General features: G+C 40.7%; 27 protein-coding genes. 2 read left to right on the top strand and 25 right to left on the bottom strand.

Features of this window, described 5'->3' with window-relative positions; all coding sequences use genetic code 11:
* Positions 1–10 precede the first annotated feature (10 nt).
* The 12 genes from rpiB to prfA all read right to left on the bottom strand — a co-directional run bounded on the left by rpiB (position 11) and on the right by prfA (position 9,904).
* Positions 11–451 carry a ribose 5-phosphate isomerase B gene (rpiB, locus tag B7E07_RS02085; protein ID WP_080843835.1) on the bottom strand — a complete coding sequence of 147 codons (441 nt, stop codon included), beginning with the start codon at positions 449–451 and terminating at the stop codon, positions 11–13.
* A gap of 163 nt (positions 452–614) precedes the next feature.
* Positions 615–1,913 carry a methyl-accepting chemotaxis protein gene (locus B7E07_RS02080; RefSeq protein ID WP_080843834.1) on the bottom strand — a complete coding sequence of 433 codons (1,299 nt, stop codon included), beginning with the start codon at positions 1,911–1,913 and terminating at the stop codon, positions 615–617.
* Positions 1,914–1,934: 21 nt separating this feature from the next.
* Positions 1,935–2,384, bottom strand: a complete 450-nt coding sequence (locus B7E07_RS02075) for a low molecular weight protein arginine phosphatase (protein ID WP_080843833.1) — start codon at positions 2,382–2,384, stop codon at positions 1,935–1,937.
* A 113-nt stretch (positions 2,385–2,497) separates the two neighbouring features.
* A complete protein-coding gene (locus B7E07_RS02070; protein WP_080843832.1) occupies positions 2,498–3,049 on the bottom strand; it encodes a manganese efflux pump MntP in 552 nt (183 codons plus the stop codon).
* 136 nt (positions 3,050–3,185) lie between these two features.
* Positions 3,186–4,229, bottom strand: coding sequence for an L-threonylcarbamoyladenylate synthase (locus B7E07_RS02065; protein ID WP_080843831.1), 1,044 nt, complete (start codon positions 4,227–4,229; stop codon positions 3,186–3,188).
* Between the two features lie 166 nt (positions 4,230–4,395).
* Positions 4,396–4,842 carry a GNAT family N-acetyltransferase gene (locus B7E07_RS02060; protein ID WP_080843830.1) on the bottom strand — a complete coding sequence of 149 codons (447 nt, stop codon included), beginning with the start codon at positions 4,840–4,842 and terminating at the stop codon, positions 4,396–4,398.
* A gap of 187 nt (positions 4,843–5,029) precedes the next feature.
* Positions 5,030–5,404: a glucose starvation-inducible protein GsiB gene (gene gsiB / locus B7E07_RS02055; RefSeq protein ID WP_080843829.1), complete on the bottom strand. Its 375-nt coding sequence runs from the start codon at positions 5,402–5,404 to the stop codon at positions 5,030–5,032.
* Positions 5,405–5,557: 153 nt separating this feature from the next.
* Complete coding sequence (spoIIR, locus tag B7E07_RS02050; RefSeq protein ID WP_176215089.1) at positions 5,558–6,244, bottom strand: stage II sporulation protein R; 687 nt, start codon at positions 6,242–6,244, stop codon at positions 5,558–5,560.
* Positions 6,245–6,372: 128 nt separating this feature from the next.
* Positions 6,373–6,702 carry an ArsR/SmtB family transcription factor gene (locus B7E07_RS02045; RefSeq protein WP_080843827.1) on the bottom strand — a complete coding sequence of 110 codons (330 nt, stop codon included), beginning with the start codon at positions 6,700–6,702 and terminating at the stop codon, positions 6,373–6,375.
* Positions 6,703–7,119, bottom strand: coding sequence for an SRPBCC family protein (locus B7E07_RS02040; RefSeq protein WP_080843826.1), 417 nt, complete (start codon positions 7,117–7,119; stop codon positions 6,703–6,705).
* 858 nt (positions 7,120–7,977) lie between these two features.
* Complete coding sequence (gene prmC / locus B7E07_RS02035) at positions 7,978–8,826, bottom strand: peptide chain release factor N(5)-glutamine methyltransferase (protein ID WP_080849077.1); 849 nt, start codon at positions 8,824–8,826, stop codon at positions 7,978–7,980.
* Positions 8,827–8,830: 4 nt separating this feature from the next.
* Positions 8,831–9,904, bottom strand: coding sequence for a peptide chain release factor 1 (prfA, locus tag B7E07_RS02030; protein WP_080843825.1), 1,074 nt, complete (start codon positions 9,902–9,904; stop codon positions 8,831–8,833).
* 349 nt (positions 9,905–10,253) lie between these two features.
* On the opposite strand from prfA, the gene B7E07_RS02025 reads away from it, so the two are divergent.
* Entirely contained in the window at positions 10,254–11,216 is a 963-nt protein-coding gene (locus B7E07_RS02025) for a DMT family transporter (RefSeq protein ID WP_080843824.1), read from the top strand.
* A 347-nt stretch (positions 11,217–11,563) separates the two neighbouring features.
* On the opposite strand, the gene B7E07_RS02020 is transcribed toward B7E07_RS02025, so the two are convergent.
* The 9 genes from B7E07_RS02020 to B7E07_RS01980 all read right to left on the bottom strand — a co-directional run bounded on the left by B7E07_RS02020 (position 11,564) and on the right by B7E07_RS01980 (position 20,352).
* On the bottom strand, positions 11,564–11,983 hold the full coding sequence (locus tag B7E07_RS02020; RefSeq protein WP_257391374.1) for a hypothetical protein: 420 nt from the start codon (positions 11,981–11,983) through the stop codon (positions 11,564–11,566).
* A gap of 168 nt (positions 11,984–12,151) precedes the next feature.
* Positions 12,152–12,772 (bottom strand): thymidine kinase, encoded by a 621-nt coding sequence (locus tag B7E07_RS02015; RefSeq protein WP_080843822.1) that lies wholly within the window; start codon positions 12,770–12,772, stop codon positions 12,152–12,154.
* Positions 12,773–12,921: 149 nt separating this feature from the next.
* Positions 12,922–13,125 carry a 50S ribosomal protein L31 gene (gene rpmE / locus B7E07_RS02010; protein ID WP_080843821.1) on the bottom strand — a complete coding sequence of 68 codons (204 nt, stop codon included), beginning with the start codon at positions 13,123–13,125 and terminating at the stop codon, positions 12,922–12,924.
* Positions 13,126–13,475: 350 nt separating this feature from the next.
* Positions 13,476–14,747, bottom strand: coding sequence for a transcription termination factor Rho (rho, locus tag B7E07_RS02005; RefSeq protein ID WP_080843820.1), 1,272 nt, complete (start codon positions 14,745–14,747; stop codon positions 13,476–13,478).
* 516 nt (positions 14,748–15,263) lie between these two features.
* Positions 15,264–16,226: a class II fructose-bisphosphatase gene (glpX, locus tag B7E07_RS02000; RefSeq protein WP_080843819.1), complete on the bottom strand. Its 963-nt coding sequence runs from the start codon at positions 16,224–16,226 to the stop codon at positions 15,264–15,266.
* A gap of 39 nt (positions 16,227–16,265) precedes the next feature.
* On the bottom strand, positions 16,266–17,552 hold the full coding sequence (locus B7E07_RS01995) for a UDP-N-acetylglucosamine 1-carboxyvinyltransferase (protein ID WP_080843818.1): 1,287 nt from the start codon (positions 17,550–17,552) through the stop codon (positions 16,266–16,268).
* Between the two features lie 495 nt (positions 17,553–18,047).
* Positions 18,048–18,695, bottom strand: coding sequence for a fructose-6-phosphate aldolase (fsa, locus tag B7E07_RS01990; protein WP_080843817.1), 648 nt, complete (start codon positions 18,693–18,695; stop codon positions 18,048–18,050).
* Between the two features lie 223 nt (positions 18,696–18,918).
* Positions 18,919–19,776 (bottom strand): class II fructose-bisphosphate aldolase, encoded by an 858-nt coding sequence (locus tag B7E07_RS01985; RefSeq protein WP_080843816.1) that lies wholly within the window; start codon positions 19,774–19,776, stop codon positions 18,919–18,921.
* A 207-nt stretch (positions 19,777–19,983) separates the two neighbouring features.
* Positions 19,984–20,352 (bottom strand): response regulator, encoded by a 369-nt coding sequence (locus tag B7E07_RS01980; protein WP_080843815.1) that lies wholly within the window; start codon positions 20,350–20,352, stop codon positions 19,984–19,986.
* Positions 20,353–20,555: 203 nt separating this feature from the next.
* On the opposite strand from B7E07_RS01980, the gene B7E07_RS01975 reads away from it, so the two are divergent.
* Complete coding sequence (locus B7E07_RS01975) at positions 20,556–21,086, top strand: DUF2529 family protein (protein ID WP_080843814.1); 531 nt, start codon at positions 20,556–20,558, stop codon at positions 21,084–21,086.
* 50 nt (positions 21,087–21,136) lie between these two features.
* Here B7E07_RS01975 and B7E07_RS01970 read toward each other — a convergent pair whose 3' ends face one another.
* The 4 genes from B7E07_RS01970 to B7E07_RS01960 form a co-directional block, all read right to left on the bottom strand.
* On the bottom strand, positions 21,137–22,738 hold the full coding sequence (locus B7E07_RS01970) for a CTP synthase (protein ID WP_080843813.1): 1,602 nt from the start codon (positions 22,736–22,738) through the stop codon (positions 21,137–21,139).
* A gap of 309 nt (positions 22,739–23,047) precedes the next feature.
* Positions 23,048–23,605, bottom strand: a complete 558-nt coding sequence (gene rpoE, locus B7E07_RS01965; protein ID WP_080843812.1) for a DNA-directed RNA polymerase subunit delta — start codon at positions 23,603–23,605, stop codon at positions 23,048–23,050.
* Between the two features lie 407 nt (positions 23,606–24,012).
* The gene (locus tag B7E07_RS23435; protein ID WP_176215087.1) at positions 24,013–24,168 is read right to left on the bottom strand and encodes a hypothetical protein; all 156 of its coding nucleotides are present in this window, start codon (positions 24,166–24,168) and stop codon (positions 24,013–24,015) included.
* 187 nt (positions 24,169–24,355) lie between these two features.
* Positions 24,356–25,015 (bottom strand): TetR/AcrR family transcriptional regulator, encoded by a 660-nt coding sequence (locus tag B7E07_RS01960; protein ID WP_080843811.1) that lies wholly within the window; start codon positions 25,013–25,015, stop codon positions 24,356–24,358.
* Positions 25,016–25,520 lie beyond the last annotated feature (505 nt).

Below are 25,520 nucleotides of genomic sequence, written 5' to 3'. Positions count from 1 at the left end.
GACAGGTAGATTATTTATTTTCATAAGCTTTAACTTTACCAACTCGCGTTTCATGACGGCCGCCTTCAAAGTCTGTCCCCAGCCAGATGCTTGCGATTTCCCGTGCAAGACCAGGGCCAATTACCCGCTCGCCCATTGCCAGCATATTGCTGTCATTATGTGCCCGCGTCGCCTTTGCACTAAACGTATCGTGTACAAGCGCACAGCGAATGCCCTTTACCTTATTAGCTGCAATACTCATGCCAATGCCTGTCCCGCAGATTAAGATGCCACGATCAAATTCTCCGCTGGCTACCTTTTCCGCTACCGGCAAAGCATAATCCGGATAGTCAACAGATGTATCACATTCACAGCCAAAATCTTCATACTGTATACCCATTTCATCCATTAAGCTTTTAATTTCTTCTCTAATGTTAACTCCGCCGTGATCTGATGCAATTGCTACCTTCATGTTAACAGCCTCCTCTAATTTCTACTCTTATTCTTACATAAAAGCGCTTAATTATAAAGTTTATAGTCAACCTGAATTCAACAAAATTCGGGGCAGTTCGAGGCGTCCCAGCAACGGGTCGAATCTCCCATTCGACTGCACAAAAAAAGAGCCGGCTGGCCCTTTAAGAAGTATGAAATCTGGTGATGGTGCTTTTTAATTTTTCTGCTTGCGTTTTTAGTTCGTTAGCCAGAACTTCCACGTTTTCAATGACACTTGTTTGCTGCTGAGAAGACGCGGCAACTTCTTCTGCACCGGCCGAGGTTTCTTCTGCGATGGCAGCCACCTCTTGGGATTGCTGGGACGTATGATGAATGCTTTCCATCTGTTTGCCAACAAGTCCTGTGATTTCAGAGACAGACGAGGCCATTTCATTAACTGTTTTCGTCATTTCTTCAATCACCGCATTCGTTTCAGTTCCTTTTTTCGCTTCCATGTTTGCTGATTGTACTTGCTGACTGATTTGGCTCACCACATTTTTTACTTCTTGCTGAATGTTTTTAATCAGTTCGGAAATACCCTGCACAGCCGTTGCACTTTCGTCCGCAAGCTTGCGCACTTCATCTGCAACAACCGCAAAGCCTTTCCCATGCTCGCCTGCACGCGCCGCCTCAATGGAAGCATTTAATGCAAGAAGATTGGTTTGAGCTGCAATATCGCCAACAAGCTTGATGATCTGCTCTACCTTAGAAGCATTATCTTCTAATCGTTTAACCGTCTCGAGTGACTGTTCATTTCCTGCGGCAAGCTTTTCAATTCCTGAGATTAAAGAGTGAATCACCTTTTTGGAATCAACGAGATCATCAATTAACTCCTTTGAAACGCTTTCAGAATCTTCGGCCTTCTTCTGTACGATTTGCGCAATTTCTATAACACTCTCAACTGACTCAGCTGTCGACTGAATGGAAACAGCTGAATGATCTGCACCAGCTGAAATTTCTGCAATCGTTCTGGAAATAACTTCAGCTTGCTCAGCAGCTGCTGTTGATTCGCGTGAAATTGAGATCACCTTATCATTTGTTTCTTGAAAGTTTTCTTCTATTTTCTGAACCATATCCTTCAGATTGTAAAGCATGTGATTAAACGCCAATCCCAATGAACGAATTTCATCATCCGATTTAGAAAGCTCTACATCCGTATTGATATCACCATGAGCTGCCTTTAGAGCGGTTTTTTCTAATTTTTTCAGCGGATTAATAAGGAATCCAGCTGCAAAATAAGCTAAAATACCAGACCACACCGCACCAAGACTTAGCGTAATAATCGTAAAAATAACCTGTCCGACTGGCAATAAATCCTTAATAAACGGATATACCACATATAAAAACAAAGCACTTGTCGTATATGTAATAATTGCTAAAGTCATTATAAAAACAACAAGCTTTTTACGCAGACCAAATTTATATTTCGTTTTCTCTTCCATAACTTCCCCCTGCAAGCCGATTTAGTTTCGTTCCTGCTTTTTCCAAGATTTCTCTACCTGATCAATAGCTTCTCTCAAATCATTGAAGGTGGCTCTGTAAATCTCAAGAGATCCTCCGTAAGGGTCAATAATATCTATTGCTGCATCCCCTGCAAATTCCTTTAGCGTAAAGACCTTTCCTTCAACCCCATTAAAACGGTCTAAAATAAGCCGCTTATGATCAGAAGTCATGGTAAGCACATAATCGGACCACTGCAGAAGCTCAGCTGTTAATGGGGAAGATTGATGTTCAAAATGAATGCCATGTTCTTGCAGAACTTGCTGTGCATGTAGAGAAGCACGGCTTCCAGCACCTGCATATACACCAGCAGATTTCACTGAAATCCCTGATATTTTTTTGCTTTTTAAAATAGCCTCCGCCATTGGGCTTCTACAAGTATTGCCTGTACAAACAAATAAAATATTCTTCATATTTGCTGCCCCCTCCCCTACATTATAAGACAAAACACCTAAATTCAATAGAGCAGATATCAAAAAAAAGAGAGAAAAGTCACACCTTTTCTCCCAACTTTTTCTATATAATCTTACATAAACAGCAATTTAATTCCAAAGGCGAGCAGGATAGCTCCACCCAGGGTTACACTGTAAGAGCCTAGCCACCCTTGCACTTTCCGGCCAATGAAAAGTCCGGCCCATGTTAATATAGCTGCTGCAGCGCCGAACATGGTTAAAACAACCGCTGTTTTAGCTCCGAATATCCCTAACGATAAGCCGACTGAAAAACTATCCAGACTCACACTCACCGCAAAAAGCAATAAGCCAAATCCAACAGGTGAAATTAAGCTATTCTCTTCTTTTTTGAAGCTTGATAACACCATTTGAATTCCGAGTAAAATCAGCAATCCTCCGCCAATATAAGCGGCAATTTCCCCAAACTTGTCCGACAGGAACCTGCCGGTGATCATCCCTAACATGGGCATGAGGACGTGAAACAGTCCTACGGTCAATCCAATCTTCACAATTTGCCGCAAACGGAGCTTAAACATTCCCATTCCCAATCCTATTGAGAAGGCATCCATTCCTAGCGCGAATGCCATTAAGCCGATTGTGAGTAATTCGCCAAATATTTCTGCCATGTTGTATATCGCCCCCTTGGACTTGCTAATTCAAGATATGCAAGTCCAAGATCATTTAGACGATGTTTTTCACAATGTCCATTTTTTCTAGGCATAGCAAACACAAAAACCGCCTCATACTGAGACGGCTAAAAAGTTAAAAGGAAATAACACGATATCCAGCAGCTTTAATAAGACGATTCATAATGGCCTGTCCAACACCTTCGTCCGGAAACATTTCGCTAAAAATAAGATCAAGCTCTGCGTTATTAAAATTTCTTAACGTCTCATATAAAGATCCTGCAACTGAATTCAGATTGTCTCTGCTTCCGCATGCAATCACTTTGTCTGCCTGATAGAAGGAGGCATTTTCAGAGGTTGTAAGGACACCAACCTTTAGTCCTTCTTTCTGCTTGTCTAAAATAAGCCGCTGGATTTCGGAGCGATCTCCATCTACTAATACAAGAGTTGCATCTGGAGCATAATGGCGATACTTCATTCCAGGGGATTTGGGCTGCTGCTCAACATCCGTTAAAGCTGGATCAACAGCAATCTCTCCAATGACTTCTTGAATTTGCTGAGCAGTAATCCCGCCTGGACGCAATATGACAGGAACATCCTCTGTACAATCAAGAACAGTTGATTCCAGTCCTACACCTGTTGTACCCCCATCCACAATACCAGCAATTTTCCCCTGCAAGTCATCCCACACATGTTCTGCTGCTGTGGGACTTGGCCTCCCAGAAGAATTGGCACTGGGAGCAGCGATAGGCAGTTTGGTTTTCTGCAATAAAGCCAGTGCCACCGGATGATCTGGCATACGGACTCCTACTGTAGATAAACCAGGCGTTGCCATCTCCGAGAGTACTCCTTGCTTCATTTTTAATAAAATCGTAAGCGGTCCTGGCCAATATGCCTTCATTAATTTCTTCGCGTTTTCAGGAATTTCCTCTACAAAGTCAGAGATCATCGCTTCATCAGCAATGTGGATAATAAGTGGATTATCCGCAGGTCTGCCTTTTGCTTCGAAAATTTTTGCAACCGCCTGATCACTGTAGGCATTAGCGCCCAGTCCATATACGGTTTCAGTTGGGAAAGCAACCACTTCATTATTTAATAAAAGATCTGCTGCCTGTGTTATTTGTGGGTAACCAGTTAAATTATCCACATTTTTATCCACTGACCATCTTTTTGTATCCATCTAAACACACCTTCAATATTTCTTCTTATAAATGCCTATATTACTCACTTTTCTATGAATCACTTTTGAAAGTATAAAAGAAGTCAGAGGATAACTCAAGCTTTTATCCACAAATTGTGTATAAAAAAGACCTTTTTGTGTATAACTTTGTCATTTTATCCACATTTCATATGGTAAACCTCAAGAAATATGAGTTATCCACAGAAAGGATATGTTTAACATGTTCAGATTCGTATAAGTCTGCAGGCAGCTTAGTTGAATCTTGAGGCTGAAACCCCATCAGCGAAAAGAAAATTGCTGCACTTTGCTTATTTGAAGCTAAATATAGCTCTTTTAACCCTTTATCTCTAGCCAGCATTAAAATTTGTTCCAGTAAAATGAACATATCCTTTTCAGTTGAGTTCGGACTAAGCACCAATGATCGCAGCAAACCAATCTGCCCATGAGGCTCTATCCCTAATGATGCCTGAATTTGACCAAACTCATTCTCAGATACTAAAAAATAATCAATAGAGTCCTCAATCCCATCTGAGCTTACCTTTGCATTCTGTAAAAATAATGATAACTTTTCAACATCCTCCATACTTGCACAACGAATAGCTCCCTTTTCCATTCTTTCACCCCATCTATTAATAAACTTATTCTATGAATATGATTGATAGGAGCAGAAATAGAACTGAAAAAATGATAGAAAAGGAGATTGTTTCTATTTGAGTATAAGAAAGAAAACACGGCAGTCTCATTTTAGACTGCCGTGCTAAGTTGATAACATTTTGTCATCCCTTATATTTAAAAATCTATTAATCGTTAGAGTTGCCGCCTTTACGGCCAATTTCGCGATAAAAGTCTTTATCATGGTTTTCACTTGTTGCTTCCCCGCCTTTGCGGCCAATTTCCTGATAGAACTCTTTATCATGATTTTGACTTGTTGCTTCTCCGCCCTTGCTGCCAATTTCCTGATAGAATTCTTTATCATGATTTTCACTCGTTGCTTCTCCGCCTTTGCGGCCGATTTCCTGGTAGAATTCTTTATCATGATTATCGCTTGTTGCTTCTCCGCCTTTGCGGCCGATTTCCTGGTAGAATTCTTTATCGTGATTATTGCTAGTTGCCTCTCCGCCTTTACGGCCTCTTTCCTCACGAGACATTTTACCGTTATTATTGTTGTTAGCCATGTTATCCATCTCCTTTGTTGTTTGATGTTACATTCATATAAATATCCGATTTTGATAGATTGAAACACTTCTTTAAAAGTTACTATTATTTGCCATTGATTTTTCATAAAAAAGAAATGGCGCAAAGAAATATGATCTCTACACCATTAAAACTTATCCAAAAATCTTATTCCAAATTTCCACTAGGAAAAACTTAACTTCTACCTCTTCTTCATCCTTTTCCCCTGTGTATACGGGTTCTTCCTGTTCTTTCTTTTCTTCCTTTTCTATTTTTTGCTCAGGTTTCACTTCTTCTGCAGAAGCTTCTTTTGCATCTTCCTCAAAACCTTCACCAACAGCTACTCCGTTTGAAAAATCAAGGAAGCATAGAGGAGGAAACAGGACACACCACCAGTTTGCTCCGTCGCCATCTCCCAGCGTGATTAAAATAGCTTCATATTCACCGGCTGGATATAGAAACTGTCCGTATAACTTGGTAGGAAACTCAACACTTCCAAACTCCGCTTTGACTGATTGCGGGACATTCTGCTCTTCTACCACTCTCTCAGCAATGGCTTGAATTTCCGGCAGACGGGATTGAAGCAGCTTGCGCGATTCTTCAACAGATGTTAAATCAGACACCCATTCTGTTATTTTTTCATTCACAGCATCTCTTACCATTCTTTTTACGTTTTGATCTGCTTCTGAATCGCTATTAGCTAGAATCCGCAGCCGAATCGCTTCACTTGGAATGACCAATTCTTCATCGGCCGTTACCTCTGTTTGCGGTATATATAAACTAAAAATCGTTCCAATTGATAATAATAAGATGTATAAGTTCACAGTCCATTTTGTTTTCATTTCCGGCACCATCCCTTCGATATCCTCATTGTGGACAGATTCGGAAATTCTTAAACTAGTAAAATGGAAAAAAATTATTTGTTCAATATAAAATGAAAAACTGCTTAAAATTAAGCAGCTTCAGAAAGTTATCTATTCTGTTCGCTGTCGCTTTCAACGACATGTTTTAGAATTGACAGTTTATTATGCCAGAATTGTTCGTAATAAGACAGCCATTGCTGGACCTCTGTCAGCGGTTCAGGATGAAGCGTGTATATTTTTTCTCTACCTACCTTTTTTCCAGTAACCAAATTTGCTTCTGACAGAATATGAAGATGTTTGGCAACAGCTGTGCGGCTGATCGGAAAATGATTTGATATTTTTGAGATCGGCAGTTCCTTGTTAGCCAGCAGACGAAGGACTTCTCTTCTCGTAGGGTCTGCAATAGCCTGAAAGACATCATGTTTAACTGCTGACATTTACCCTTCAACAGCCTTGCGAAGGTTTTGAACGATACCTGCCCAGCCGTGATCCATTCGATCTCGGATAACAGAACTTTTTTCATTCGGCTTTGGAAGAATTTCATCAGGAGCCTTCCATCCGCTATGGATAAGAGTGAATTCCGTTTGGTTCCCCACCTCTTTTAATAGAAAGGTAACAACCCATCCATCTGTATCCCATGAAAATGAAATTTTGCTGGGCTCATCAACTTCTAAAACTGTGCATGGTGATGGACCAAAAGGAGATTGTATATGAAACTCATAACCCTCCTCAGGTTTAAAATCATTAGGCATGAACCATAATTCAATTCCTTCTGAAGTTGAAACTTTGTCCCATACTTTTTGAATTGGTGCTTCAATCATGACCGTTTGTTTAATATCTTGTACTGCTTCCATTGGAGATCCTCCTTATATAGAACCATTTGGTTTCGCTTTTTATAATATAACACCTTTTGGTTATATGTCAATCTCAACTATCTTTAAGATTATTTCCGTGAACTAGTGATTTTATAAGCGATTGAGGTTGGTTGGCAGTATATATATATGTAGTTTCGAGAGATCGGATGGAGAGTAAGTGATTTGGATTAATTCGCAGACATTTTCAGTTAATTTTTAGGTTATTTGAGTAAACTTAATCGATTGTTTTTTAATTAATTTATTGGTTGTCTATTAAACTGTGATTTGTGTTTATAAAGGATCTATTTTCGAATGAAAAATAGTCGATTTCGGTTATATCCATGAGTTTTTCGAGCAGCTAAGCTTCTGCTCTTATTTAGGAGTTTATATTTGTAAGGACAAATGCGGATTTTAGTCATTTCCATAATTTTTCGTTCATTTCCCAGGACATTTCGTTCAATTGAACCGGTTTTTCGGTCTTTTTGCTGGATTTTTCGATCAATTCCTTTGGATTTTCGATCAAACTCGATTTTTAGTCTTAATTAGGATCTATTTTTTGTATGAAATGTGCAGATTGCGGTTTCCCCTCTGCAATTTTGAATCATTTGAATGGATTTCCGCTCTTTTTATTGAGCTTTTCGGTTCATTTTCTGGCTTTCCTATCAAAATTTTTAACTTTCCTATCAAAATTGGTGACTATCCTATCAAATTTTCTAGTTTTCCTATCAAAATATCGACTTTTCCTATCAAACTGCCTTTTTCCTCATAAATCTCCCATCTTCCTGCTAAATCCGAACCCGAACAAACAAAGACCCCACACTGTATGCAAAAAAACTATCTCCACCCGGAGATAGTTTTTTACATTTCCGCAAAAACCATACGATCTTTGCCGTTGATATCAAATACAACTTCGACGGCAGCTTCAGGGAATGTGTTTTGCAGCAGCTGCCTGACTGCTTCACTTTGTCCTGCTCCGACTTCGAAGCCCACGATTGCAGATGAATTTAAGACCGCAGGCAGCTGCTTTATGAGATTGCGGTATATTTCCAGACCATCCACCCCTGCAAACAAGGCCCGATGCGGTTCATGCGCTGTTACCACCTCTGACATCCAGCTTTTGTCGCTGTCCGGAATATAAGGAGGATTCGAAAGAATGACATCAAAGGTTCGGCCTTCTCTAATGAAAGGTTCGAGCAGATTTCCTTCAATGAATTCAATATCAGCACGAAGTTCCTCAGCATTATGTGCAGCCATTTGAATTGTCGGAGCATAAATGTCTGTTGCCGTTACTCGAAGTTTGGGCCTTTCAAGCTTCAAGGTTACGGCAATGGCGCCGCTGCCTGTGCCAATATCCGCTGCAGTGATCTCATGCAGATCAAATTTGCGCTCTATCCTTTTGATCGCTTCCAAAACCAGTTCTTCTGTTTCCGGTCTTGGGATAAGAGTATCCTCATTCACTCGAAAAGTGCGCCCATAAAATGACTCATACCCCATAATGTATTGAACAGGTCTTCCTTCACCATGAAGCTTCACGGCGCTTTGGAATTGAGCAAGCTGCTCTTCCTTCAACTCATCCTGAAAAGAAGCAAGCATTTGAGCATAACTCATCTCTAAAAAATGCCTCAGCAAAATGTCTCCCGCATTTTCATCTCTTCCTTTATCCTTTAAAAAGGAAGAAGCCCAATTAAGGGCTTCAAATACTCTCATGCTATTACTCATTCGAAGCCGCTTCCAGCTTAGCAGATTGCTCTTCCATAATAAGTGTATCAATCACTTCATCAAGCTTTCCTTGCAGGATTTGATCCAGCTTTTGAATCGTTAAGCCGATACGGTGATCGGTAACACGGTTTTGCGGGAAGTTGTACGTGCGAATTCGCTCGGAACGATCCCCTGAACCTACCGCAGATTTACGCTGCTGATCGTATTCCGCTTGTGCTTCTTGCTGGAATTTATCATAGACACGCGCACGAAGAACCTTCATCGCTTTTTCTTTGTTTTTAATTTGGGATTTTTCATCCTGGCATGATACAACCACACCAGTCGGCAAATGAGTCAAACGCACTGCTGACATCGTAGTGTTAACACTTTGCCCGCCAGGACCACTTGAAGCAAAAGTATCCACACGAATATCTTTATCATGAATATCGATTTCCACTTCTTCTGCTTCTGGCAGAACAGCAACCGTGGCTGTCGACGTGTGAATACGGCCGCCTGATTCTGTTTCAGGGACACGCTGAACACGGTGTGCACCATTTTCAAATTTAAGCTTTGAGTAAGCTCCATTTCCGTTGATCATAAAAATGATCTCTTTGTAGCCGCCCACTCCAGTGGAGCTTGCTTCAATGACATCAATTTTCCAGCCCTGTACCTCCGCATAGCGGCTGTACATGCGGTATAAATCACCGGCAAATAAAGCGGCTTCATCTCCGCCTGCTGCTCCTCTAATTTCCATAATAACGTTTTTGTCGTCATTCGGATCCTTCGGTATCAGCAGAATTTTAAGACGTGCTTGGAGCTCTTCATTGGTATCTTCCAGCTCAGAAAGTTCTTCTTTTACCATTTCACGCATGTCTGCATCAAGCTTTTCTTCCAGCATGGCTTTTGCGTCTTGAAGCTGCTCTTTTACACTTTTGTATTCTCTATAAACTTCTACTGTTTCTTGAATGCCTGATTGTTCTTTAGAATATTCGCGAAGCTTTTTCGGATCGTTGACGATTTCCGGATCACTTAAAAGCTCATTCAGCCGCTCATAGCGGTCTTCGACTGCTTGGAGACGATCAAACATAGTTCTTCACCTCAATTGTTATTAAGAAAAGTTACGCTTCAAAATGCTTGAAGACAAACTTTATGTACTCATAAATTTTTTTGTATGATCTTACTTAAAAATAAAGCGGGACTCTGGCTAGCTTACGGAACCAGCCTTATGGATAACATTCTAATTATAGTATAGCCGTATTCTACAGTCAAAATGAAATCAAAATAAGGTCTTGCCCGCCCTTCCTTTATCCCTTATAGTAAATGGAAAGAATGGGAAGTTTTCTTACTTCATCGGTTTGTATCCACTGCTTTTTTCTTAAAACAGGTTCCTTGCTCTCTTTCACTTTAATACTGTAAATGGTTAAGGAGGTTTTACAATGAAGGCTTTACTGCTTGGGGTATTGTCAGCTTTTTTCTTTGCTTTTACATTTGTGCTGAATCGCTCAATGGAAATGGATGGAGGGAGTTGGCTCTGGAGTGCGTCACTCCGCTATTTTTTTATGATTCCGCTTCTTGTTATTATTGTTTCTTTTCGAGGGAAGTTTAAACCGATTTTCACTGAATTAAAAAAAGCTCCAGGAAAATGGATGCTCTGGAGCACCATCGGCTTTGGATTATTCTATGCTCCCCTCTGTTTTGCAGCAGCCTATGGTCCTGGCTGGCTTATTGCAAGCACATGGCAAATTACGATTATTTCCGGTTCTCTCCTTGCTCCGCTTTTTTATGAAAAGGTCACAACACCCAATGGAACGATACAGGTGCAAGGCAGGATTCCGTATCGCGCCCTATCCATGAGTCTCATTATTTTGGCGGGTGTCGCGATTATGCAATGGGATCACGCTTCAAGTATTTCTATTGAAGAAATGCTGCTCTGCATTATTCCAATTGTGATTGCCTCTTTTGCTTACCCGCTTGGTAATCGAAAAATGATGGAAGTTAGCGAAGACAGATTGAACGCCTATCAGCGTGTGCTTGGCATGACAATCGCAAGTATGCCTCTATGGATTATCCTGGCGGTTATTGGCTTTGTCACATCCGGAATTCCAAGTACTGCTCAAGTAACGCAATCAGGTCTTGTTGCGCTATTTTCTGGAGTATTTGCAACAGTTCTATTTTTTGCTGCAACAGATCTTGTTAAACATGATATGCAAAAGCTAGGAGCTGTCGAAGCTACCCAGTCTATGGAAGTCATGTTTGCTCTTGCAGGGGAAATCCTGTTTTTATCCGCAGCCTTTCCAACACCGATTTCCCTATCCGGCATGCTGCTCGTAATGATTGGTATGGCCCTGCAAAGCTATGTATCTGTTTCTAAACCATCATTAAAAAAGAAAGCCGCATAATTTAAAGAAGGCTGGGACAAAACGAAATTAATATTTCTAATACACGAATATTCACTATCTTAGTTTGGGTGTTTAAACAAGCCCGTTCCATTGCGCTTCGGACCCTCGCTTTCCGTAGGGAGGAAGCTGAGCCTCCTCGAAGCAAAGCTTCTGCGGGGTCTCACCTTTTCCTCTATTGCCCACAGGAGTCGAGGGTCCTCCGCTCCATTTCACTCCTGTTAATAAAATATATTATAATCATAAATAAAAAAACCGAATGATTAGAAAGATAACTTCCTAACCATTCGGTTCTATGAGTGTGTTAACTACTTATGTCCCATCCTCTTTTTATTCTAGTTAAAACCTTCTTACCGCTCTTCTTGCACTTGGACTTCTATGTCATATCGCGGCAGGGCCTTTACAAGTGCTTTATGCAAATGTGCTTCTGCATCTATTTTCCCTTGCTGATTCATCCTGTTATTACGATAAGCGGTTACCCACAGCTTTTCCCCATTTATCCACACTCGTCCCGCTTGGAAGCCTTCTGCTTCAACCGTTTCTTTGGCATGGTTGATATCATCAGGCTGATCCACTGCATTGCCATCTAAATTTAAAAAGTTGGGATTTTGTTCGTACATCGTGTGCTCCCGTGTACGATGGATTTGTTCTTCCCATTCATTTGGGGAATTCGAAAGAAATGTTGTTCCATTTCTGGTCTCATTTTCACCATAAAGGCTGCGTGTATTTTGAACCTCATTTTGTGTCCCATTTTGAGCACATCCTGCCATAAAAAAAGCAGCAGAAAGTATAATGAAGAACCCTCTCATGCTAACACCTCCTGCTATTAGGATGTCCCTTGAGACTATTCTTGCTCAATCCAAAATTAGGAATGGTGCCTTTTACTACTTTCTAAAAGTATAAAAAAACTGTCTGGGACATGTCCAGACAGTTTGGCTTTAAGATAATGTTTTGGTTTCAGCTGAATTTTTTAACGTATTAGGCGATTTCGGCACTTGATGATGATGTCTGCAGCGAGGCTCATACGCTTCAGATGCGCCAACAAGAATAATTGGGTCATCATATGAAGCTGGTTCGCCGTTGATGAGCCGCTGTGTTCTGCTGGCTGGTGAACCACAAACGGCACAAACAGCTTGAAGCTTTGTGACTAGCTCAGCAATAGACATCAAGTGCGGCATCACTCCAAAAGGCTCGCCGCGGAAATCTTGATCTAAACCTGCAGCAATCACTCGATGTCCACTATTAGCCAGATGCTGAATGACATTGACAATCTCATCGTCAAAAAATTGAACTTCATCTATAGCAATCACTTCAATATCAGAAGTGATGTTTTGAAAAATTTCAGTTGAATGAGCAATCGGTTTTGCAATAACGGATGAGCCGTCATGTGATACAACAGCTTCCTCACTATACCTGTTATCTATTTGCGGTTTGAAGACAGCAATTTTTTGTTTTGCAAACTGAGAGCGTCTGACACGGCTGATTAATTCCTCAGATTTACCAGAAAACATACTGCCGCAAATTACTTCCACCCACCCATGATGTTTCATTACATACACAAACGGCATCTCCTTCCTACAGCCTCATCTGCATGCCAAATACAGCGATGACAAGGTAAAATCAGTCTTATAAGTAGTTATAAGTAGTATTATTGCAATAAAAAACAGGCAAGAAAGAAAACTTGCCTGTTTTTGTGTTGTTATGTTTATTATTTCTTAATGCCGTATTTTTTATTGAAACGATCAACACGTCCGCCAGCTTCAGCGAATTTTTGACGTCCAGTATAGAATGGGTGGCACTCAGAGCAAGTTTCTACGCGGATTTCTTCATTTACAGAACCCGTTTCGAATTCATTACCGCATGCACATTTCACCATTGCTTTTTTATAGTTAGGATGAATTCCTGATTTCATTCTTTTCATCTCCTTCCGCCCTGAATCATGCTGAGACAGAGTTATATGTTACGGATAAACCGTAAATTAAAAACGCACTGGAATTATTATAACAAGTACAATCCATTTTTGCAAATGTCATTTTACAACTAATTTCAAAAACTGATTACATGCTCTTAGTAGAAGTTGATTTACACTCCAGGATGCTCGCTTTCCGCGGGGTGGGTGCTAAGCCTTCTCGTCGCTTACGCTTCTGCGGGGTCCACCTATCCACTCCCGCAGCTTCTGCTCCAATCAACTAACCTTTTGTCAAACCGGAAACTTGTCCAAAACCATTTTTTAAATAAGACCAAACAAATGATAAACAGGTCTTATGACTGCGAACGCTTGGCCTTCATTTCTTCAGCAAGATTTGCATAAAACTCTTCGTTGGATTTTGTCTGCTTTAGCTTGCGCATGAATTTATCGGCAAAATCTGGTGCGTCGGACATTGACTTGCGGATCGCCCAAAGCATATCAAGATGTTCTTTTTTAATAAGCAGCTCTTCTTTTCTTGTACCTGAACGGCGAATATCGATGGCAGGGAAAATTCTTCTTTCTGCAAGGGCACGATCCAGATGCAGTTCCATATTTCCTGTTCCCTTAAATTCCTCATAAATAACATCATCCATACGTGAGCCTGTATCTACAAGTGCTGTAGCTAAAATGGTTAAACTTCCACCTTCTTCAATATTACGGGCTGCACCGAAGAACCGTTTAGGACGATGGAAAGCAGCCGGGTCAATACCACCTGATAAGGTTCTTCCGCTTGGCGGAATAACAAGGTTATAAGCACGAGCAAGCCTTGTAATACTGTCCATGAGAATGACCACATCACGCTTATGTTCAACTAGACGCATCGCACGCTCAAGCACTAGTTCTGCCACTTTAATATGATTTTCCGGGACTTCATCGAAAGTGGAGCTGACAACGTCACCTGCAACAGAGCGTTCGATATCGGTTACTTCCTCTGGACGCTCGTCTATTAAAAGAACAATTAATTCTGCTTCCGGATGATTTGTTGTAATGCTGTTGGCAATCTCTTTTAACAGCATTGTTTTACCAGCTTTAGGCGGGGCAACGATTAATCCACGCTGTCCAAAGCCCACTGGAGCCAAAAGGTCCATAATACGTGTAGAAGTATGTCTTGTCGTCGTTTCCAGATTCATTAGACGATTTGGATACAATGGTGTCAGACCTGGAAAATGCACGCGCTCCTTTGCCGTCTCTGGATCGTCATCATTAACTGCTTCTACTTGCAGCAGACCAAAATAACGCTCATTTTCCTTTGGCGGACGCACCTTTCCTGAAACTTTATCTCCATTTCTCAAGTCAAAACGACGAATTTGAGATGCAGAAATGTAGATATCCTCTGAACTCGGAGAATAATTAATTGGTCTTAAAAAACCGAAGCCTTCCGATTGGATAATTTCCAGAATACCTTCCATGAAGAAATAGCCTTCTTGCTCTGCTCTTGCTTTTAAAATGGCAAAAATCAGCTCTTTCTTTGATAATTTGCTATAATAAGAAACTTTATATTCACGGGCAAGCTCATAAAGCTCTTTTAATTTCATATTCTCTAAACTCGATATATTTAATCCCATCAAACAACACCACTCTTTTGAATTTTCAATCATTTTCCCTATACGGTTTTATGGACTGAATCATTTTAAATAAGGAAAGATAAGTAAGCATGAGGTTTCTAGAAGTTATTGAAGAATCCTTGATTCTATTTGAGAGTTCACCGCAGCACGGACTGCATTGGAGGGTTCCCGTAAAACAATCTCTATTTTACCCTTTACGTTCATTGTTAATCAACTGTATTTTTTTGTATTTATTATTGAAGGATTGAAGGACCGAGCTGATTGGCGATCCTGACAATATTTTTAAACAGAGGCTTTGTGCTATTTATTAAGGATTTCTTTTTTGAAAAGTAAAGAAACTTGCCGAATAGTAAGTCCTAAAAGGACACAGACTGAGCCTTAGTTGTATTTTTAATACATACCAAAATGAGCTACAGTCGGGTATTCTTCTGCGTTGCTCATTTCTTCTGAATGTAAGAGAAAAAGCAGGGGAAACTGTATATGTCCAGTTCCCCAATAAAAGTGATATAAACTTTATTATCTAATAACCAGGTTTGGCTTCTTTTTCAAACTATGCTGACCTTCAATAAAACGGACTGTTCCTGATTTAGCCCGCATGACAACGGAATGAGTAGAACCGTATGAGCCTTTAAATTGGACTCCTCGAAGCAATTCTCCATCTGTTACACCTGTAGCAGCAAAAATGGCGTCATCCCCTCTTACAAGGTCCTCCATTAAAAGTACATTATTTACATCAAGTCCCATTTTTAAACAGCGTTCCAATTCCGCATCATTCTGAGGAAGCAGCTTGCCTTGAATTTCTCCGCCTAAGCTTTTCAATGCGACTGCGGCTATAACACCTTCTGGCGCACCGCCGGATCCGAATAAAATATCAACACCTGTATGATCAAAGGCTGTATTAATGGCACCAGCCACATCGCCGTCATTGATTAACTTGATTCTTGCACCAGCTTCCCGCAGTTCGTTAATAATGTGAGCGTGGCGTTCTCTGTTTAAAACCGTTGCTACAACATCCTCAATGTCTTTATTTTTCGCCCTGGCAACAGCCTTTAAGTTATCTAGAACGGAAGCATTAATATCAATTTGGCCAACTGCTTCTGGGCCAACAGCAATCTTATCCATATACATGTCAGGGGCATGCAGCAAATTCCCATGGTCTGCAACAGCTAAAACAGCAAGGGCATTCCAGCCGCCAGAAGCTACGATATTTGTTCCTTCCAACGGATCAACTGCCACATCTACACGGGGACCATAGCCAGTTCCAAGCTTTTCACCAATATAAAGCATTGGAGCTTCGTCCATTTCCCCTTCACCGATTACGACCGTCCCTTTCATTGGCACGGTATCAAACACGTCTCTCATAGCAGATGTAGCCGCATCATCGGCTTCATCCTTTTTGCCTCTTCCCATCCAGCGTGCTGATGCAAGTGCAGCACCTTCAGTAACTCGGACCAGTTCCATTGATAAGCTTCTTTCCATCCCTTGTTCCTCCCCAGTTCAAGACATTTCTCTTTTTATTCACGCATTATTAAGCTGCTCAATCTCTTCTTTTGTTAGTTTCTCACGCCAAATCGTTGCTCCAAGTCCACACAGCTTGTCCACAAGATGACTATAACCACGATCAATATGCTCAAGTCCCGTTACCTCTGTTACACCTTCTGCCATAAGTCCAGCAATGACTAAAGATGCGCCAGCCCTTAGATCACTAGCCTTCACTTTTGCTCCCTGAAGCTTTACAGAGCCATTAATGATGGCTGAGCGTCCTTCAACCTTGATATTTGCATTCATTCTTCGTAGTTCATCAATATGTTTAAAGCGAGCTCCATAAATAGTATCTGTCACCATGCTCGTTCCATCTGCCGCCGTTAAAAGAGACGTAAATGGCTGCTGCAAATCTGTTGGGAAACCAGGATAAACAAGCGTTTTTATATCAACCGCTTTCATTTTTTCTGCTGGTCCCACGAATACTTGCTCATCATTTGCTTCAATTTGAACGCCCATTTCTCTGAGCTTTGCGATCAAAGACTCTAAGTGATGCGGAATCACATTATCAATGAGCACTCCATCTCCAGCCGCTGCACCAAGAATCATATAAGTGCCTGCTTCAATCCGGTCCGGAATGATTGTATGTCTGCAGCCATTGAGATTGTCGACTCCGTCAATTCGGATGACATCTGTACCTGCTCCCTTAATTTTGGCGCCCATATTGGTTAGAAGTGTTGCTACATCAATAATCTCTGGCTCTTTTGCGGCATTTTCAATAACCGTTCTTCCCTTAGCCCGAACTGCAGCAAGCATAATATTGATGGTCGCTCCTACACTAACTACGTCCAAATAGATCCTTGCACCACGCAGTTCGTCAGCACGCAAGTAGATCGCACCTTGTTCGTTGGTCACATGTGCACCTAAAGCTTCAAAACCTTTGATATGCTGATCAATTGGACGCGGACCAAGATGGCAGCCTCCTGGCAGGCCTATTACTGCTTTTTTAAAGCGTCCGAGCATTGCTCCCATTAAATAATAGGAAGCTCTTAATTTTTTCACCTTTCCATTTGGCAATGGCATGGAAATCATTGAAGATGGATCAACAGTCATATCGTTATTCTCAAAACTGACTTCCCCGCCAATTTCTTCAAGAAGTCCTTTTAAAATCTGAACATCAGAAATATCCGGCAAACCTTCAATCGTTACAGGCGATTCTGCTAAAATCGTTGCGGGTATTAAGGCGACGGCACTATTTTTTGCTCCGCTAATTCTGACCGTTCCTTTTAATGGACTACCGCCTGCAATCATAAGCTTTTCCATTATGATCTCCCTTCTTTTGCCTGGTATGTCAATGCAAGAGATGCAATTGCAGTTATTCTATGGACAGGCATGTCCTCACTTAAACAGTTTTCATGATATGCAGCCATATCAAATCCGGCCTATCCTTACACTACAGTTTACACGAAAATTTACCAGTCATATACCGCTATTAAAAAAGTGGTTATATTTCGAATAGTGAGTTAATTACTGACTAAATTATCAAATCACTTTATTCAGCAACAAATAATGCTTTTTGTATAATTTAGGTTTTTTTGCTTTAGTGTTCTGATTTGTAATCCAGAGTACTCGCTTTCCTCAGGCGGTTGCTGAGCCTCCTCGTCGCCAACGCTTCTGCGTGGTCTCATCTCTCCACTTATCCAGCTGAAGTCTTGCGCTACTCCGTTCCAATCTACAGGCACATTTTTTTAAATATTACGTTTAAGAACAGTTAGCTTTTAAAAAAGCGCCTTAAAACAATGAAAATATGAAAAGCTGTTATTCAGAGCGAGTATTCCAGTCTGCTAGAAAGGCTTCGATTCCTTTGTCTGTTAATGGGTGTTTGAAAAGCTGCTGAATCACATTGTAAGGAATTGTGGCAATATGCGCTCCGCGTAAAGCAGCATCAGTTACATGCTGAGGGTGTCGTATAGAAGCTGCAATAATCTCAGAGTCAATATCATGAATAGCAAATATTTCAGCGATGGTAGAAATTAAATCAAGGCCATTATGACCGATATCATCTAATCTTCCTAAGAATGGAGAAACATATGTAGCACCTGCTCTTGCAGCAAGTAATGCCTGATTAGCACTAAAAATAAGCGTTACGTTTGTCTTAATGCCTTCTTTTGAAAAAGCATGGACTGCTTTAAGGCCTTCTCGAGTCATCGGAACTTTAACCGTAATATTTGGAGCAATAGCTGCAAGCTCTTTTCCTTCTTTAATCATGCCTTCAGCATCAAGAGCAATTACTTCTGCACTGACTGATCCGTCTACTAGCTCTGTGATCTCCTTCAAGCGATCATGGAAAGAAACATTTTTTTCCTTTGCTACGAGTGAAGGGTTTGTTGTTACCCCTGCAATAATCCCTAGAGCGTGTGCCTCTTTAATCTCTTCCATATTAGCTGTATCAATAAAAAATTTCATTTCTATCCCTCCCTGTTTTCATACCGTACCCATTTTATGAACAAAAGATTGTTGCATGTAAAGATCTTTTCTCCGTCTCTCTTTTTTTCTTATGTATATTGAATTGAAAAGAGAGGATGAAGAGGTTTCTGTCTGTTCTAAACGATTGTGCATTAAGGAAGATAACCTTTTTATAATGAAGGGAAACCGCCTTTTCGTAAAGGCGGTTTCATTGAAGATTCAATTATGCTTTTGCAGATGAACCAAATTCACGCATTTTGCCGATTACTGTTTCTTTAATCGCTTCACGTGCAGGTCCTAAGTATTTGCGTGGATCGTATACTTCACTATCCGCAGCAAGTACTTCGCGAACGCGTTTTGCAGATGCAATTTGGTTTTCTGTGTTTACGTTAATTTTTGCAGTTCCAAGAGAGATGGATCTTTGGATGTCCTTCGTTGGAATTCCAGTTCCACCGTGTAATACTAGAGGAACACCAGTCATAGCACCGATTTCTTCCATTTCAGCGAAACCAAGGTTTGGTTCTCCTTTGTAAGGGCCATGTACAGAACCTAATGCTGGAGCAAGGCAATCAATGCCAGTGCGCTTTACAAGCTCGTCACATTCTTTAGCATCAGCATAAATAACACCGTCAGCAACGACATCATCTTCCTGTCCGCCTACTGTTCCAAGCTCTGCTTCTACAGAAACACCTTTTGAATGTGCATATTCAACAACTTTTGTAGTTGTTTCAATGTTTTCTTCGAATGGGTGGTGTGATGCATCGATCATAACAGAAGTGAAACCAGCATCAATTGCTTCTTTACACTTGTCAAAGCTTGAACCATGATCTAAATGAATGGCAACTGGGACAGTAACTTTATAATCCTCAAGAAGTCCTTCTACCATTTTTACAACTGTTTTGAAGCCGCCCATATAACGTGCTGCGCCTTCCGATACTCCTAAGATAACAGGAGATTTTTCTTCTTCAGCTGCTTGAAGAATCGCTTGAGTGAACTCAAGATTGTTTAAATTAAATTGACCTACTGCATAACCTTCCGCTTTTGCTTTATTCAGCATGTCAGTCATAGAAACTAAAGGCATTATACTTCCTCCTTAATAATGATCGCTTGTTCATACAGGTTAACTGCATTTAAGTTTACCCTATCATGCTGCTGATTATGTAGCAGAGAACCTGAAGCGATCTTTGGAATTCATTTGTATCATACCAAAATGGACAAGGAATTGCTATTAATCCATTGCAATTTTATAAACTGTCATAAAGCAAGCGTTACCATTGGAAAAACATGCTTATCGTGGAACTGGAAGGTATTTTTTTACAGCTGCTCTTATGTCATCAATGTCAAAAGGCTTTGCAAAATGTGTAAGAGCTCCTAGATCCTTCGCCTCCTGAATCATGTCCAATTCTCCATATGCTGTCATGATGATCACACGGATTTCCTGGTTATCTACGCGCATTCTTTTTAAGATTTCAATCCCGTCCATTCCTGGAATTTTCATATCTAACAGAACCAGGTCAGGTGAATGATTTGCTACAATATCAAGAGCTTGAACTCCATTGGCAGCTTGAAATGTTTCATAGCCTTCTTTCTGTAATACTTCGTTCAGCAAAATGCGGATGCCAAACTGATCATCGACAATTAATATCTTCCCTTTCAAAATAGCCACCTCATTGAATATATTTTTTGAGAGCTTGTAAAAACTATGTAAAAATGTAGCATGCGCCCAATCTATCTTGTAAAATTCTCCTTATTGAATGATAATTCCTGCCTTAATCTTAATTTCGCATCTTTAATTTCACCTTTTCCACTTGTTTTACTATAATTAAGACTTATCTTACCGTTTAGAAGGAGGAATTTCTTTTGTTAAAAATGTTTTCTACACAGCTGACAGGTGTCTTTAACCGTCTGCAGGAAAAAGAACTTGAGACCATTGAAGACGGTGCAAGGCTGCTGGCTCAAGCAGCTGCAGGAGCAGGTACCATCTATATATATAGCACTCACGAAATGAAAGCCATTGCTTATGAGGCGACAGAAGGGGCAGAGCCTCTGCAGAATTCGAAGATTTGGTCTTCTGAAATGGATCTTAGTCATATTCATGATACGGACCGATTTTTAATCGCTGCGCGCAGCGGAAATGATGAAGAAGCATTGAAGCTTGCACGGGCACTATCGGAACGGTACATCCCGTTCGTGGCTATATGTGCCAATGTTCAGGGCGGAACAGGTGAAACGCTTAAGGATCTAGCTGATGTATATATATCTCTACAGCTTTCCAAAGGACTTCTGCCGGATGATGAGGGAAATCGCTATGGCTATCCTTCTGCCATAGCCGCTCTATTTGCCTATCATGGAATTAAATTTACTTTAGATGAAATCATGGCGGATTATTAAATGACAAAAAATGCGGAGAAAACGTAATGTTTTCTCCGCATTTTATAGAATTATTCACCCAGTTTAAGGGACGCACCAATAAAGTCGCGGAAAAGCGGCTGAGGGCGTGTTGGTCTTGAGATGAATTCAGGGTGGAATTGTGAAGCAACAAACCATGGGTGATCTTTTACTTCGATGATTTCAACAAGTCTTCCGTCTGGGCTAGTACCAGAGAAGACAAAACCTGCTCTTTCCATCTCTTGGCGATAATGGTTGTTAAACTCATAACGATGGCGATGACGCTCATAAACAACTTCATCTTGATAGGCATTAAAAGCAAGCGTATCTTCCTCAAGCTTACAAGCCTGCAGGCCAAGACGCAAGGTTCCGCCCAAATCTTCAATATCCTTTTGTTCTGGCAATAGATCGATAATTGGATGTTTTGTCTCTGGATTAATTTCAGCAGAGTGAGCCCCTTCAAGTCCTAATACGTTACGGGCAAATTCGATGGATGCAAGCTGCATGCCGAGACAAATGCCTAAGAATGGCTTCTTTTGTTCACGGGCATATTGAATCGCGTGAATCTTCCCTTCAATTCCCCGGTCTCCAAATCCACCCGGCACTAAAATACCATCAGCATCACTTAACAGCTCAGAAACATTTTCAGCTGTAACATTTTCTGAGTTAATCCATTTCACATCAATATCTGCATCATGAGCATAACCCGCGTGCTTTAATGCTTCAACAACCGAAATATATGCATCCTGCAGTTCAACATACTTTCCTACAAGCGCAATCTTTGTCTTTTTCGATAAATGCAGGACTTTATCAACGAGCTGCTTCCATTCCGTCATATCTGCTTCCTTGCAATCAAGCTTAAGATGCTGACAGACGATTTGATCAAGATTCTGTGCCTGCAATGCCAGCGGTACTGAATATAATGTTTCCGCGTCTTGGCACTCAATAACTGCTTCTTTATCAATATCACAGAACAGAGCAAGCTTGTCCTTCATTTCTTGGGAAATAGGCATTTCCGTTCTGACTACAACGACATTAGGCTGAATACCAAGGCTTCTTAATTCCTTTACACTATGCTGTGTAGGCTTTGTTTTCATTTCACCCGCCGCTTTAATATAAGGAACAAGCGTACAGTGGATATACATGACATTATCACGGCCAATATCGCTCTTAATTTGGCGAATTGCTTCAAGGAAAGGAAGAGATTCAATATCTCCTACCGTTCCGCCGATTTCAGTAATAACGACATCTGAATTCGTTTCATGGCCAGCTCGGAACACTTTTTCTTTAATTTCATTCGTAATATGTGGAATTACTTGTACAGTGCCGCCATTATAGTCTCCACGGCGTTCTTTTCTTATAACAGTGGAATATATCTTTCCTGTCGTAACAGAGCTGTATTTTGTCAAATTGATATCAACAAAACGCTCATAGTGTCCTAAGTCTAGATCTGTTTCAGCTCCATCACCTGTAACATATACTTCTCCGTGCTGATAAGGACTCATCGTTCCCGGGTCAACGTTAATGTATGGGTCAAACTTTTGAATAGTAACGCTCATGCCTCTATTTTTCAATAGCCGGCCAAGTGAAGCTGCTACAATACCCTTTCCTAATGATGATACAACTCCGCCTGTAACAAAAATATATTTTGTCATTTACTTTTCCCCCTTCAATACAGTTTGTGCAATTTTTTCTTTCTTTAAGGCTGTTTTTGTAAACTTTGTTGCTTTTAGAGGGAGATGACTGTATAGATTTTACTGCCCGATCTAGTGTTTACGCGTGGTCTTGTATCTCACTCACTTTCAGCCAAACCATTATCAATGAATTAGACACTTCCGCAGAAAAAACAAAAAACGCTCCACTTACTATTTTCAAGTAAGGGAGCGCTATATGCGTATCATTTATCGTTCCTTTTTTAAGGAGCCCAAAAATGATTCTACATACCTTGTATAAAAAAGTCAAGATTATAAATTCTCATCGTCTTCTTCTTCAAGATCATCATCATCATCATCGTCTTCTTCTTCATCAAGATCCTCAATGAGATCATCGTCTTCTTCTTCAAATTCATCCAGGTCATCATCAAGAAGATCGTCGTCATCATCATCGTCATCGTCATCATCGAGATCATCGTAATCTTCGATATCATCATAATCAATATCTTCTTCATCCAGCTCATCATAATCTTCCAGTTCAAGATCATCATCAGCTGTTTTCTTCGCCTTTTTCTTCTTAGGCTTAATAACTGTGACAACTTCTTCTTCGTACTGATCAACAGGATACCAGGTGCGAAGTCCCCAGCGATTATCTCCCAGACCAATAAAGCGGCCATCGATATTCATGTCTGTATAAAACTGAGAGATTTTCGTTCTAACTTGTTCATCTGTCAGTCCTAAAAGTCCCTTCACTTCTTTCATGATATCATTAAATGCAGCTGGTTCTTTCTTTTCTTTTAAGATTTCATAGGCAATTTCAATTAAAGACATTTCCTGCAAATTTTCTTTTGTGAATCCCTTTAAAGCCATGTTAGCACTTCCTTTCACTATGTAACGCTTTATGCAAGCCGATTATATCTGTAAACCCTTTTGTTCACTGCTTTTTATAGCCAGTGAAGGCATATTCTTCATTATAAACAAATTTTAAGGGTTTATGCTAGTTATATCTTTTCGTTTCTTCTTTTTGGCTATTTTTTCATTAAGGCTGTTTTCGCCAACTTTGTTGCTTTTATATTGATGTACAAAGATTTCCGCTTCAAGTACTCGCTTTCCGGCTGGGCGGGTGCTGAGTCTCTCACTCTTTCGTTTCAATCAAACAGACATATTACTAAATGTCCCTTTAAAAAGTGATTATTAAAACAACAATCGCTTAGAAAAGAGCCTTCATAAATTACCTCTTTTAGAAAACAAAATAAAAGACAGGCCAGGATCAGTTCTTATCCATTTCCGCCTGTCTTCATTTGTTTATAGGCAAGCCGGCTAAAGTAAATGGCTAACATAAAAAACGGGATTGCGCCTAGCTGCCACCGATATAATAATGTAAAGAAGATGATAAAACATATAATCGCACTAAACCAAATAATCTGTCTCAACTGCTCACATCCTGAATATCAAAATCCGTGAAATTCAATCCAGAATTCAATCAAATTCATTATAAAGGATATTGTATCCCAATGTATAATAATATTTGTCAGAAAAGTCACCATTATGGAGAAAGGTCTGCGTTCAGGCTGCCGCAGACCTTTTGCAATCGACAGTGTGTATTCTGCCATTTTTCAGTTAGTTAGGCGCTTTGTTCTCCGGACCTGCAGGAATCATGGTGCCTTGAATTCCTTGGAAAAGAAGTTCAGTCTGCAGCTGAATATATTCCTCTAAACTATATGTTTTCTGCAATGTCCACCTGCGGAATGCCCACATCTGTCCTTGAACGAAAATGTTATGAGCAATCATTTGAACTTGCTCTGAGCTCAGGTTCAGCTCGCCATTTTCCACACAAAGTGTGACCACATGCTCAAACATAGCGACCATTTCGAGCTCTTTTTTCAAAACATATGGCAAAGCATCTTTTGATAAGGATTTCACTTCCTGATACATTACGAGTACTTCATCCTGCATTTCGTCCACTACTTTGAAATAATCCGATATTCCTTGCCTCAAGCTTTCAAGCGTTCCTTTTTTTGTATCGAGCCCTTCATACAGCCTCTCCCGCACTTGATCGTAAATACTATCACAGACAAGATAAAGGACATCTTCCTTAGTACGAATATATTCGTATAAAGTACCAATGCTAAATCCGGCTGCTTTTGCAATTTCCCGTGTTGTCGTTCGATGAAATCCTTTTTGGATAAAAAGGGTAACCGCCCCTTTAATCATCTGATCGCGCCGCTTCTTAACTAGGCGCTCATCTTTTACGGAAGCCTGCACCTGTCTTTTCTTCATTTTATCAACACCCTTTATTTCATCCAATTCCTATATTGACTGTGTAAGAGATAAAATCTAGGCTGCACTTCTACTTCAATATAATCTTAATAATGCTTATTTCTTCTATTGGCAAACTGGGCGAGCCGTTTCCGCTTTTCTATTGTCCAGCTCCGAGCGCTAGGGGCTCGAGGTCTTAAGCCAATCCAGTCCAAAGGTCAAAGTACGACCTTTCGCCTGGCTCGTCTTAAGCTTGTCGCCCCTGGGCAAGCGCCCTCCGCTTTTCTATTGTCCAGCTGCGGGCGCTAGGGGCTCGAGGTCTTAAGCCAATCCAGTCCAAAGGTCAAAGTACGACCTTTCGCCTGGCTCGTCTTAAGCTTGTCGCCCCTGAGCAAGCGCCCTCCGCTTTTCTATTGTCCAGCTCCAACGGCTAGCCGCTCGAGGTCTTAAGTCAATCCGTCCAGAAGGTTAAAGTACAACCTTCCAGCCGGCTCGCCTTAAGCTTGCGGCCCACAGGATGTGGGTC

Origin of the sequence: Cytobacillus gottheilii (genome assembly GCF_900166665.1) — a bacterium.
Lineage (GTDB): Bacteria > Bacillota > Bacilli > Bacillales > Cytobacillaceae > Cytobacillus > Cytobacillus gottheilii_A.
Note: the sequence above shows the minus strand (reverse complement) of the source record. Positions and strands in the feature narration are given on the sequence as shown.